Source organism: Bacillus sonorensis NBRC 101234 = KCTC 13918 (assembly GCF_001592005.1).
Classification (GTDB): Bacteria; Bacillota; Bacilli; order Bacillales; family Bacillaceae; genus Bacillus; species Bacillus sonorensis.
On sequence record NZ_BCVZ01000013.1, the window covers coordinates 80,999 to 93,651 of the forward strand.

14 protein-coding genes are annotated in these 12,653 nt (G+C 46.0%); 11 read left to right on the plus strand and 3 right to left on the minus strand.

What is annotated here, in order from left to right:
- Positions 1-11: 11 nt before the first annotated feature.
- Positions 12-695 carry an amino acid ABC transporter permease gene (locus BTR1S_RS14645; RefSeq protein WP_006640158.1) on the minus strand — a complete coding sequence of 228 codons (684 nt, stop codon included), beginning with the start codon at positions 693-695 and terminating at the stop codon, positions 12-14.
- Positions 696-707: 12 nt separating this feature from the next.
- Entirely contained in the window at positions 708-1,541 is an 834-nt protein-coding gene (locus BTR1S_RS14650; RefSeq protein ID WP_051056709.1) for a transporter substrate-binding domain-containing protein, read from the minus strand.
- Between the two features lie 243 nt (positions 1,542-1,784).
- Between BTR1S_RS14650 and BTR1S_RS14655 the strand changes: the two genes are divergently transcribed.
- The 11 genes from BTR1S_RS14655 (at position 1,785) to BTR1S_RS23625 (ending at position 11,487) form a co-directional block, all read left to right on the plus strand.
- Entirely contained in the window at positions 1,785-2,336 is a 552-nt protein-coding gene (locus BTR1S_RS14655) for an NAD(P)H-dependent oxidoreductase (protein WP_029419416.1), read from the plus strand.
- A 169-nt stretch (positions 2,337-2,505) separates the two neighbouring features.
- Positions 2,506-3,447, plus strand: a complete 942-nt coding sequence (locus BTR1S_RS14660) for an ABC transporter substrate-binding protein (RefSeq protein WP_006640161.1) — start codon at positions 2,506-2,508, stop codon at positions 3,445-3,447.
- A 66-nt stretch (positions 3,448-3,513) separates the two neighbouring features.
- The gene (locus BTR1S_RS14665; protein ID WP_034326564.1) at positions 3,514-4,512 is read left to right on the plus strand and encodes a FecCD family ABC transporter permease; all 999 of its coding nucleotides are present in this window, start codon (positions 3,514-3,516) and stop codon (positions 4,510-4,512) included.
- Complete coding sequence (locus tag BTR1S_RS14670; RefSeq protein WP_006640163.1) at positions 4,509-5,507, plus strand: FecCD family ABC transporter permease; 999 nt, start codon at positions 4,509-4,511, stop codon at positions 5,505-5,507. Before BTR1S_RS14665 ends, BTR1S_RS14670 begins: the two co-directional genes overlap by 4 nt.
- A 10-nt stretch (positions 5,508-5,517) precedes the next feature.
- Positions 5,518-6,342, plus strand: coding sequence for an ABC transporter ATP-binding protein (locus tag BTR1S_RS14675; protein WP_034326611.1), 825 nt, complete (start codon positions 5,518-5,520; stop codon positions 6,340-6,342).
- 89 nt (positions 6,343-6,431) lie between these two features.
- Entirely contained in the window at positions 6,432-7,154 is a 723-nt protein-coding gene (locus tag BTR1S_RS14680) for an AAA family ATPase (protein WP_006640165.1), read from the plus strand.
- Between the two features lie 61 nt (positions 7,155-7,215).
- On the plus strand, positions 7,216-8,652 hold the full coding sequence (locus BTR1S_RS14685; protein ID WP_006640166.1) for a glycoside hydrolase family 1 protein: 1,437 nt from the start codon (positions 7,216-7,218) through the stop codon (positions 8,650-8,652).
- Between the two features lie 319 nt (positions 8,653-8,971).
- The gene (locus tag BTR1S_RS22865; RefSeq protein ID WP_167373806.1) at positions 8,972-9,139 is read left to right on the plus strand and encodes a hypothetical protein; all 168 of its coding nucleotides are present in this window, start codon (positions 8,972-8,974) and stop codon (positions 9,137-9,139) included.
- A gap of 6 nt (positions 9,140-9,145) precedes the next feature.
- Positions 9,146-9,958, plus strand: a complete 813-nt coding sequence (locus tag BTR1S_RS14690) for a serine/threonine protein kinase (protein WP_006640168.1) — start codon at positions 9,146-9,148, stop codon at positions 9,956-9,958.
- 19 nt (positions 9,959-9,977) lie between these two features.
- Positions 9,978-10,787 (plus strand): FAD-dependent oxidoreductase, encoded by an 810-nt coding sequence (locus tag BTR1S_RS23620; RefSeq protein WP_326187435.1) that lies wholly within the window; start codon positions 9,978-9,980, stop codon positions 10,785-10,787.
- Positions 10,777-11,487, plus strand: a complete 711-nt coding sequence (locus BTR1S_RS23625; protein ID WP_369692097.1) for an FAD-dependent monooxygenase — start codon at positions 10,777-10,779, stop codon at positions 11,485-11,487. The genes BTR1S_RS23620 and BTR1S_RS23625 overlap by 11 nt, the downstream gene beginning before the upstream one ends.
- A gap of 171 nt (positions 11,488-11,658) precedes the next feature.
- On the opposite strand, the gene BTR1S_RS14700 is transcribed toward BTR1S_RS23625, so the two are convergent.
- A complete protein-coding gene (locus tag BTR1S_RS14700) occupies positions 11,659-12,423 on the minus strand; it encodes a T7SS effector LXG polymorphic toxin (RefSeq protein WP_006640170.1) in 765 nt (254 codons plus the stop codon).
- Between the last annotated feature and the right edge of the window lie 230 nt (positions 12,424-12,653).

The window sequence follows — 12,653 nt, forward strand, 5'->3', positions numbered from 1 at the left end:
GGCGGCGGCTGTTATTTTTTCAAGTAAGCCTCTGTCCGTTTTTCCAAGTAATCCTGGAACAAGGCGATCACCGAACAAATTCCCCAGTAAATCAAGGCAACCAAAATATACATCGTCATGTAGTCGAATTCCCGGCCGCCGATGATTTTAGCCTGCTGAAATAACTCAGGCACGGTAATCATGGCTGCGAGAGAAGACGCCTTCACAAGATCGAGCATAACGTTCGCCAGAGGCGGCAGGGCGATTCTGACCGATTGAGGTACGATGACATGCCGCATCGTCTGCCAATTGGAAAAACCGATCGATCTTCCGGCGTCCCACTGGCCTTTGTCAACGGAAGATAAGGCTGAACGGATGATTTCGGCTATATAGCCGGCGCTGTTAATGCTAAAGCCGATCAGGGCAGCCGTCAATGCTGTAAATTGAATCCCGATGTATGGAAAGCCGAAATAAAGGATAAATAAAATCACCAATATCGGCACGCCTCTCATAAATGAGATGTAGATCTTCGCCGGCCATCTGAGCAGAGCGAGCCGGGACATGCGGCCGAGCGCAATGAAAAAGCCGAGAACGAGGCCGAAAAACATGCCGGCAAAGGAAATCAAAAGCGTATTCCATATACCCTGCATCACATAAGGGAACGATTTAGCGGCTAATTCTGCGTTGAAAATGTATTCCCACTGAATAGATCCCACGCTTAGATCCCTCTATTGGTTCACATCGACATCAATAAAGTCGATATCCTGTTTTTTTGAAACATCGGCACCGCCAAAGAATGTTTTTGATATCTTCTTAATCGTACCGTCTTTGAGCATATCCTTGATAGTTTGGTCAAATTGTTCTTTGAGCCCGGTATTCCCTTTTTTCATAATCAGTCCCTGCTGGTGCGGATAATATTTAAAGTCCGGGTGGATCGTCAAATCCAAATCGGGCATTGCGGCAAGCGCCAGCTTTTGCAGATAATAGTCGTTTAAAATCACATCTGTTCGGCCATTCGCCACATCTTTTAAATATTGCTCATTTGTTGCATTATCGTAAATGACTTCTTCAGCTCCGTATTTACGGGCGATATCCATATAGACGGTCGTTGCGGCTCCGGCCGCCTTCTTCCCTTTTAAGTCATCCAATGTGCGGATGCCTGATAAATCTTTTTTGCGGACGATCGCTGTGCCGTATGAATATTTATAAGGCTTGGAAAACAAGAACTTTTTCTGGCGGTCCTTTGTCATGGTAATATCATTGGCGGCCGCATCAACTTGTCCGCTGTTTACTGCCGTCAGCATGCCGTCAAAGCCCATCTCTTTAAATTCGACATCCAATCCGAGCCGCTTTGCCGCCTCGCGGACGACTTCGACTTCATAGCCGGTCAGCTTGTCTTTACCGGTATCAGTGTCATGGTATGAAGTGGGGTACAGGGTCCCTGAAGTCGCCACCACGATTTTTCCTTTTTCTTTTAGTTGCTCCCAGGCCGTTTTTTGGTCACGGGTTCCGTTTTGAGCCGTGCTGCATGCAGCCGTTATAAAAACAAACGCCATCATCATCAAAAGCAATGTGAAAGGCTTATAAATGCGAACTTTATTCACTGAAAAATCCTCCTGCCATTCCTTTAGTCAAGTAAACCTTAGCACTGAAGCCGGTAATAGGCAATAAGATATTTTGTATTGGGAAAAAATAAAATCATTTGGTTTACAGGGAGGCTGAATGCATGTCGCTTTACTTTTGCAAACCGAAGGTGAATCATAAAGATATCGGGCAATATAAGCAAATAAGGAGGATGAGGAATGATGAAAAACATTTTAATCATCAACGGACATGAAGCATATCCGCATGCGAGGGGGAAGCTGAACCATACGCTTTTTACAGCGATGGCGGACAAGCTTGGCGAAAAATATGATATTAAAAAAACAGTTGTCACAGACGGGTACGACATTGCAGAGGAGCATGAAAAGTTCAAGTGGGCGGATGCCGTAATTTATCAGACGCCGATCTACTGGTTCAGTCTGCCTGCATTATTTAAAAAATACATTGATGAAATATACGAATACGGCCTCTTTTATAAAGGAACGGAAGATTACGGACGGGGCGGGCTTTTTACAGATAAAAGATATATGTTTTCAACGACATGGAACGCGCCTGAGGAAGTATTCTCAAAAGAGGGAACATTTTTTGAAGGGAAAAGCCTTGATGAAGCTTTGTTCCATCTTCATAAAATGCAGGAATTCGTCGGAATGAAGCCTTTAAAAACCTTCTCTGTCCACGACGTCATCAGCAATCCGGACATTGACCAATACCTTGAGGATCTGGATGCTCACCTAAAAGAAGTATTTTCCATTTGAATGGGTCAACGAAAAGCGGCTGCTATTGGCAGCCGCTTTTATTCATGCACAAAAACAGCTGAATTTAATTTTTTTAATAAAAAAACCTAGATTTTTAATAAAAATTTAGATATTTTTTATTTATGATAATGATTCTCATTTTAAATTAAAACGGAAAAGGAAGAGATGGATGTTGACATACAGCAAGAAATTATCCATATTGTTCGGCATTTTGGCCGTGATGTTGATCATTGCGTCCGGATGTTCCTCCGGCCAAAAGGAGAACAGCGGAGCATCACAAGGAGAAGGAAGAGAGATTAAGCATGAGCTTGGAACAGCCCATGTAAACGGAACCCCAAAAAGGGTTGTCGTTTTGGAGCTGTCCTTTCTTGACGCGGTAACAAAATTGGGTGTGAAGCCCGTTGGAATAGCGGATGACAAGAAAAAAGACATGATCGAAAAGCTTGTCGGCGGACCGATCGAATATACATCGGTCGGAACCCGCAGTGAGCCGAATTTGGAAATCATCAGTTCTCTTCAACCCGATCTAATCATTGCAGACGCTGAGCGCCACAAAAATGTGTATCGGGACCTGAAGGGGATTGCGCCTACGGTTGTTCTAAAGAGCAGAGAGGCGACGTATCAAGAAACGATTGACGGCTTCCAAACAATCGCTAAAGCCCTCAATAAAGAAAAAGAGGGAAAACAGGACTTAGCCGAACATCAGAAGCAAATGGACGGGCTGAAAAGCAAATTGCCTAAAAACGAAAAACGCACGATTCTGCTCGGTGTTGCCCGGACTGATTCTTTTAACATTCATACGTCATCCTCCTATGACGGGGAGATTATGGAGGAGCTCGGCTTTAAACATGCGGTCCAATCAAAAGAAGCGTATAAAGATGTCAGCTTGGAACAACTGAGCGAAATCAATCCGGATATCTTGTTTATATCCAGCAATGAAGGGCATACGATTGTTGATGACTGGAAGAACAATCCGATTTGGAAAAACCTGAAAGCCGTCAAAAATGGTCAAGTTTACGACGCTGACCGCGATCTTTGGACAAGATTCAGGGGAATCAGTTCAAGCGAAAAGCTGTCAAAAGACTTGATCCAAAAAGTGTACGGCAAATAATCAAAATAACAAGAAGCGGGAGCCATTCCTTGCTTCTTCTTGTTTTATCAAGGGTGCAATAAGGAAGTGGGCCATTTGAATGTTTCAGCAAACAGATTTCTTATTTTTATCACTGCTTTTATTTTATTCATAGCGGGCATCGGTTTAAACTTGTCCGTCGGGGCATCACACATCAGCTTTGCTACCGCTTTAAAATCGCTGGTGGTCTGGGATCATTCGAAAGAACAGCTGATCATCACGACCCTTCGGCTTCCGAGAACGCTGCTCGCCGTTTTTGTCGGAGCGAACCTGGCTGTGGCAGGGGCTTTGATGCAGGCCATGACGAGAAATCCGCTGGCTTCTCCGCAGCTATTTGGAGTGAATGCGGGGGCATCATTGGCTGTGGTGGCTTCAATCGTTTTGTTCCCTCATCTAAACGCTTTTTCTTCTGTCGGTTTTGCCCTCATCGGTGCGGCAGCCGGAGGTTTCATTGTGTATTCTTTTTCTTCCTCAGGGGGAATGACGCCGGTAAAGCTGGCGCTGACCGGTATGGCCGTCCACCTTTTTCTATCTTCATTTACACAGGGGATCATCATCCTGAACGAATCAGCGGGTGATGTACTGTACTGGATGACCGGGGCGATTGACGGGAGCAATTGGCAAGATGTATCGGTTGTCTTGCCGTTCACAATCATCGGCATCGGACTCGCTGTCATTTTCTCCGGAGCGGTTTCCATTCTTGGATTGGGTGATGAGACGGCAAAAGGGCTTGGCCAAAATACAAAAGGAATCAAAGCGCTCGTCAGCATATTGATCCTGATCCTTGCCGGTTCTTCCGTCGCCGTTGCCGGGCCGATCGGATTTGTCGGTCTGATGGTGCCGCATATCGTCCGGAAACTGGCAGGCGAAAATTACAAATTCGTCATCCCGTTTTCCGCTTTGTTCGGGGCCCTGCTGCTTGTGTACGCCGATGTACTCGCAAGGTTTATCGCCTTTCCGTATGAATCTCCCGTCGGTATTGTGACAGCCGTTCTTGGAACTCCGTTTTTCTTATATTTGGCGAGGAAAGAGAGGAATTTAAGGTGAAAAAGAGTCTCCATATTAAACATCCTTACATGATGATCATTCTTCTTTTTCTAGTCATGCTTGCCTGCGTCATCATCAGCATGGGATATGGGGCGCTTTATATCGCACCTGGTGACGTGGTGAAAAATCTGTTCGGGATCAGCGGCGAATATCAGTTTATTATTCAAAAATACCGGCTTGCAAGGGTGGTTTTGGCGGTTCTGGCCGGAGCCGGTCTTGGCGTTTCTGGTGCGATTTTGCAGGGGGTGATCAGAAATCCGCTTGCATCCCCCGATGTTATTGGAATAACGAAGGGCGCCAGCCTGGCGGCGATGATCGTCATCCTGATTTTCCCCGCTGCGCCTCTTATCGTTTTGCCGTTGTCTGCATTTGCCGGAGCCGGTCTGGTTGCTGTATTGTTAATGATATTCGTACGTAAAAAAAATGCCAGGCCTTCAACGATCGCGTTGGTTGGAATCGCCTTGGGCGCGGTTTGCCACGCGGGCATGCAATATATGATGGTCAAGTTTCCGGGGGATGTCAATGCCGCTTTGATTTGGGTAACCGGGAGCTTGTGGGGAAGGAACTGGGATGAGATCAAGCTCCTTGCTCCATGGCTGATGATATTTTTGCCGATTCTCTTCCTTTTGGCGTCCAAGCTTGATTTAATGTCCCTTGGGGATGAGCTTGTCGACGGTTTGGGAGAGCGGTCGGCCCGTCTCAGGTTTATTTTAATATTTGCAGCTGTCGGCCTTGCCGGCAGCTGTGTGGCAGTCGTCGGTTCAATCGGATTTATCGGTTTAATAGCTCCGCATATTGCCAGAAGGCTTGTCGGAACAAAATCGAAGCATCTGCTCCCTGCTTCAGGGCTTGCGGGTTCGATCATACTGCTGGCCTCTGACAGCCTTGGAAGAGGGCTGATGCCGCCTGTAGAAATACCGGCCGGTATATTGACTGCGATTATAGGCGCTCCTTATTTTCTTTATTTACTAAAACAGGAAGCGGGAAAAAAGTGAGAGGAGGATGATGACGGTGAAACTAGCGGCGGAAAAGCTGACTCTTTCTTATGACACATCGACAATCATCAACGAGATTGATTTGGAAATACCAGAGGGCAAGATCAGCGTTCTGATCGGCTCAAACGGCTGCGGGAAATCAACGATATTGAAAGCCTTGGCAAGGATCATGACGCCTGAAAGGGGTTCTGTGTATCTGGACGGAAAAGAAATTCACAGGCAGCCGTCAAAAGAAATCGCGAAAAAAATGGCGATTTTGCCCCAATCGCCCCAGGCGCCGGAAGGGCTTACCGTGGAGGAGCTTTGCTACTTCGGAAGACATCCTCATAAAAAACTGCTTTCCAAGCATACAAAAGAAGATCATGACATGGTTGACTGGGCTTTACAAGCTACGGGAATGGAGGAGCTGCGCAATCGGACGCTTGATGCCCTTTCCGGCGGACAAAGGCAGAGAGCCTGGATTTCCATGTCTTTGGCGCAAGGCACGGATCTGCTTCTGCTTGACGAACCTACAACTTTTTTGGATATCGCGCATCAGATCGAAGTATTGGAGCTGTTAAAACAACTGAATCGGGAGCATGGCCGTACAATTGTCATGGTACTGCACGATTTGAATCAGGCGTCACAGTACGCCGATTATTTAATCAGCATATTGGACGGGAAAGTATACAGCGCCGGAGCTCCTGTTGAAGTATTTACACCAGCGCTGTTCCGAGACGTTTTTGGCCTTGAATGCTGCATTATGAAAAGCCCGGTCGACCAAAAGCCGATGTGTCTGCCGACCGGATTATGCGGCAGAGCGCTTGTAAAAACAACGCGAAATATGAACGGATGAGGTTTGAGCTTACAGGCCAAACCTCTTTTTTCGTTTTAACAGAAGAGTCGTGTTACAGTAAAAGTAAAAGCCTAAGCGGGTGATGCCATATGTTTTTAAAAAAACTGACTTTGCTGCAAGAAAACATTTCTGATGATTCAACATATCCCTTTTCAATTCCGGCTATCAGACACTTGAATGAATTAACCTTTGAACAAAATGTTGCGTTTTTTGTCGGGGAAAACGGCTCCGGGAAATCGACCCTGCTTGAAGCAATCGCTGATAAATCCGGATTCAACACGGCAGGCGGTGGAAGGAATCATACATATAAAGTGCATGCATCAGGCTCTTCCTTGGGAGACTATATCAGGCTTTCCTGGCTTCCAAAAGCAACAAACGGCTTTTTCCTGCGTGCTGAATCCTTCTATCATTTTGCGACTTATATTGAGAAAGTAAATCCGGGATTAAGGGGCTATGGTGGCCGGTCCCTCCATCAACAGTCACATGGCGAATCATTTTTATCGCTTTTCAAACACCGTTTTGACGAAAAAGGGATCTATCTTCTCGATGAGCCTGAAGCTGCATTATCTCCGGCAAGGCAGCTGACTTTTTTGAAAATCATCCATGATTTGACCCGCAGCAGGAAAGCCCAGTTCATCATTGCTTCCCACTCCCCGATTTTGCTCGGATATCCGGAAGCGCAGATTTTCAGCTTTGACGGTGAAAACATTGCTGAAGTGAGCTATGAGAATACCGATCACTATATGCTGACAAAATATTTCCTTCAGCATCGCGAAAAGCTTCTTGCCGATCTGTTTTCAGAAGATGTTTGATGTGAAACGCGTTTCATAGGATATGATAAGATGCAAACAATTCAAATAGGAGTGAAACCATATGATTCATCAGGATTTGCGATCATTTCACGAACATTTTTTGTGGGGCTCTGCCTCTGCCGCCTACCAAGTGGAAGGAGCTTGGGACGAGGATGGGAAAGGCGCCTCGGTCTGGGACGTATTCACAAAAATTCCGGGTAAAACGTTTAAGGGCAGCAACGGAGATATTGCAGTCGACCATTATCACCGTTTTAAAGAAGATGTCGCTTTGATGGCTGAAATGGGATTGAAGGCATACCGCTTTTCAGTAAGCTGGCCGCGGATTTTTCCAAAAGGCAGGGGAGAGGTGAATGAAGCCGGTTTAAGATTTTATGACAGCTTGATTGATGAATTGCTGGCGCATGACATCGAACCTGTTTTAACGCTTTATCATTGGGACCTTCCCCAAGCTTTAATGGAAGAGTACGGGGGATTTGAATCAAGGCGGATCATCGAGGATTTTGACAGATACTGCGTGGCGCTCTACAAGCGGTATGGAGACAGGGTGAAACATTGGGTATCCCTTAATGAGCAAAACTACAACTTTAACCACGGATTTATTACGGCCATGCATCCTCCGGGAGTAAAGGACAGAAAACGGTTTTATGAAGCCAATCATATCGCATTTTTAGCCAATGCCAAGGCGATAGATTCGTTTCGCCGGTATGTTCCGGACGGAAAAATCGGGCCAAGCTTTGCTTATTCGCCGGCCTATCCGCTATCCAGCCATCCGAACGACATCCTCGCTTTCGAAAACGCCGAGGAATTCACAAATCACTGGTGGCTTGATGTATACTGCCGGGGAACATATCCGGCTATTCCTTTTCAGTATTTGCAGGAAAAAGGCTGGGCACCGACGATAGCGGATGGAGATATGGATTTGTTGGCAAAAGGGAAACCTGATTTTGTGGGAGTGAATTACTATCAGACCATCACCTATGAAATGAATCCGCTGGACGGTGTTTCAGAAGGGAAAATGAACACAACCGGCCAAAAAGGAAGCAATCAGGAAACAGGAATGCCGGGTTTGTATAAAACGAAAAGGAACCCTCATTTAGAAACGTCAAACTGGGACTGGGCCATTGATCCAATCGGCCTCAGAATCGGTCTGCGCAGAATTTCAAGCCGCTACCACCTTCCTGTATTTATTACGGAAAACGGATTGGGAGAATTTGATAAAGTTGAACAAGACGGCACGATTCAGGATGATTACAGAATCGCATATTTGCGCGCCCATCTGGAACAATGCAAACAGGCTGTGAGCGACGGAGTAGATTTAATCGGCTACTGCAGCTGGTCGTTTACGGATTTATTGAGCTGGCTTAATGGATATCAAAAGAGATACGGATTTGTCTATGTGAACAGAGATGAAGAACATGTAAGAGACTTAAAGAGGATCAAAAAGAAAAGCTTTTATTGGTATCAGGACGTGATTAAGACGAACGGAGATAACCTTTAAAGCAAAGAGAAAGCAAGGCGCTGAACAGCATCAGCGCCTTCATTATTTTGGGGCGCAGCAACTCGAATCAAACACAAGATGAGGATATTACAGATGATCCGATATATAAAGTGAAGACAATCTTGTTTTCCCTTGTAAAAAATAGAATAGCTAATGTAATTTGCTGAGGATTTGAAAATTTCTTTGGGTGAAAAGAAGGTTTTTAAGATGAAAAATCTAATTTTCCCATAACAAAGAAAAATGTTATACCTCTGGGAACCCCTATACAGGAGCTTACCCAACGAATGTTATAAAATAACCTGACAAGGAGTGGATGGATGTGCTACGCAAACTTTTGAAATCGTTAAAAAACAGCAGTTACCGCAAATACAGCAGCAGCGACTATGGAAGGCGCCCGAACAAAAAGTACAGCAGCAGCGATTATAGAAAAAAAGGCTATGGTCATCATCATTACAAAAGAAAACATAAGAAATTTTACAGCAGCTGATTTCCTGTGAAAACGGTTCTAAGATGGGTATTTGACCGCCCGTTAAAAAAGGGAACAGAAATTGCCGGACGATATCACATCAAACGTGTTCTGGGGATGGGGAGCTACGGCATCACATATTTAGCCGAACGGCTTGACGGCGGAGGCCCTTGTGTCGTCAAACAGCTGCGAAAAACAAAAGGATGGACACAAGGCGGCCGGAAGTCTTTTGCCCGGGAAGCGGGGATTTTAAGCAAATTGGCCCCTCCTGCAGCGCCCCGCCTGTATGATGTATTGAAAATCGGGCGGAACCGCTTTATCGTGATGGAATATATTGACGGAAAAACGTTCGAAGATTTGATTTTTTATGAAGGCCGTATTTTTGACGAACGGCAAACTGTTTTAAGATTGCTTGAGGTTCTTCAAATCGTCTCTTCGATTCATGGCTGCGGGTTGATTCACCGCGATTTGAGAATACCCAATATTCTTGACGCGGGAGGAAGCATTCGCATTATCGATTACGGGCTTGCCTGCAGTCTGGCAGACCGTGAAAGGATAGTTTACAGGCACCCGGAAAAAAGGCTGATGCGATCCGTTTCTGTGAAAAGCGATTTTTATGCATTGGGGCATTTTACGCTGTTTCTTTTGTATTCAGGATATACACCTATAACAAAAGATGAAAAAAGCTGGGAAGAAGAGCTTTCTGTATCTCCCGGGCTAAAAGCCGTTTTACGAAAAATGCTGCAGATTGATCCTCCGTATGAAAGTGCCCAAGATATCATCGCCGACCTGAAGTCCTTCTGTTTAACCTCCGGGCAGGCAATAAAAGAAAATATGTAATCAAAAGGGATGGTCATGAATGAATTCAATTTTGATCACCGGGGCGGGACCGACAGGATTGGTGCTTGCGCTTTATCTTGCAAGGCGCGGGGTGCCGCTTCGCATCATTGACAAAAATTCAGGCCCGGGCCGGACATCCCGGGCAATGGCGGTTCATGCCCGTACACTTGAATTTTACCGGCAGCTTGACATCGCCGATGAAGCCGTTGCAAAAGGGATTAAGGTCAATGAGCTTCATATTCGCGGAGGCAGTAAAGAAAAGGGACGCGCCGAACTTGGGGATATGGGAGGAGGACTAAGCCCTTATCCTTTTGTTCTTAGCTTTGCCCAGGATGAACATGAGCAGTTTTTGCTTGAAAAGTTAAAGGAGTCCGGGATCGAGGTTGAATGGGAAACAGAGCTCAGCTCATTTATTGATGAAGGCGGATATGTAGCGGCTGAGCTAAAGAAAAACGGCAAAACGGAAACGGTCAAGGCCGCTTTTCTATGCGGGTGCGACGGCGCCCACAGCACCGTACGGCGCGGTTTGGGCCTCGATTTTCACGGAGGCACGTATGAGCACACCTTTTATGTCGCTGATGCGGAAGCATCAGGTGACGCCGCTTCAAAACATGATCTGAATATGTGCCTTGGTGAAGACGGATTTTGTATTGTGTTCCCAGTAAGGAGCACGGGTTTAAACCGATTCATCGGCATTCTCCCCCCGGCCTTGGAAGACCGCGGGAAGCCGGCGTTCGAAGATGTTGCTCCATTTATAGAAAATCTGCTCCAAAATTCACGGTGTGAACTGGTTTTCGACGTATCGCGTTCATCATCGTGTGGCCGGTAAATTCCGCAAAGGGCGGGTTTTTATTTTAGGAGACGCCGGACATATTCATAGTCCGGTGGGCGGCCAAGGGATGAATACGGGCATCGGTGATGCCGTTAATTTAGCATGGAAGCTGGCGGCGGTTCTTCATGGGCGGGCCGATGAAGCGGTTTTGGACAGCTATGAAACGGAACGGCGTGCTTTTGCCCGGCAGCTTGTCAATACGACAGACAAGGCTTTTCATGCCATCATCGGTCAAAACCTTACGGGAAGGCTCGTCAGGACCGTTCTTATTCCTCATGTCGCGCCGTTTCTCCTGGGTTTTTCAACGGTGAAAAAGGCCGCATTCAACACTGTCTCACAAATTCGCATCCATTATCGAGACAGTGCGCTGAGCGTGGGAAAGGCCGGGAAGCTTCAAGGTGGGGACCGTCTCCCTTGGGTCAGCGGTGATGGGATTGATAACTTCGCGCCGCTCATATCCGCTGATTGGCAGATTCACATCTATGGTGAGGCAACCGAGGAGATGCGTGAAACTGCGGGAAAACACAACCTTGCACTGTATGAGTTTAAATGGAACCCGGCCTGCGGGAAGGCGGGATTTCTGCGCAATGCCCTCTACCTTGTACGGCCGGATGGACACATAGGACTTGCAGACAGCAGACAGGATATTCCTAAGCTGTCCAATTATTTATCATCATTTGGAATCGGACAAAAATGAAAAGCTGCCGGGATAACGGCAGCTTTTTATTTAAATGATCCGATGCAGATGATCGGCTATTTCTACATGCTTACTGCGGAGGCTGTCACCTCCATTGCGGCAAACTGTTCCTCTGGCAGGCCTGCGACTTGCGGTTTCAATTTGCCATTTAGTCATCTTTTCAAGTCTTTTTCAAACGATTGTCTGACTTGCCTGTTCTTTATGTATGTTTGCCATTTTCCGGGCTTCGGCCTGGTCTTTTTTTAATTTGATATAGACTTCAACCCGTTTATGTATGTTTTGTTTCAGTTGATAGGCTTCACTGCCCTGATAAGCTTTGGCATTGTAGCGAATGGGAGCGGCGCTTTTTCCCCGGCCGGTTGCGCTGATTAAAGCAGAGTAGTCTGCGGCGGCTAATTGCTGTGCGATTTCTGATGCTTCGTATTCTCTCTTGAGTAAGTGGTCAAGATCATTGACCGCTTGAATGGTGTCTGTAAGCACTTTGTTTGCGGCATCTAAATAATGTTTGAATTCAGCGGCTGAAAATGTCTCTAAGGAAATTAAGTCATTGATTTCCTCTAATATGCTTTTGAGTTCCTTTTTCTGTTCAGAAACCATCGTTTTCGAATTCAGATAGGCGTGAGCCAGCTGATTTTCAAGAAACTCCATGTCCACAAACGTGTCGCCCGAAAGATTGGCATCGGCCATCATGCCTGAGACCCCGTTCAAAAACTGAATCTGCATATCGGCCAGATTGAGCCAGTCGTCGACAATACCGGCTTGATCCTTGTAAAACGCTTTAATGTTGTCCGCGCCTCTTCCCTGAAAGTCGTCGTCCAAATCGGCTATGCCCTGAAAAGCTTTTTTTAGGCTGACAAGATCTTCTCTAAACCTTTTGTACTCTTCCAGCCGCTCCTTCATCGCTGCTAATAGGGAGTTTGCTTCATAAACTTTCATTCTTCATCCCCTTCCCTCATCTTTTTAGTGAAGAGTTTACCACTTTGTAAAAGGGAGATGGTGAATAAATCCTAAAATTTAATGAAAATGAATCCTTTAGATCAGGAATTACAGGTTCGATTGTCCTGTTGTTTGGCCGGAGAGCTATCAGACTGGTTATTTTGAAGGCCAATTTTCCGAAACAGGTTTTAGGAAAGAGTATCTTTATTCGTTAAAAATGTGAAATACTG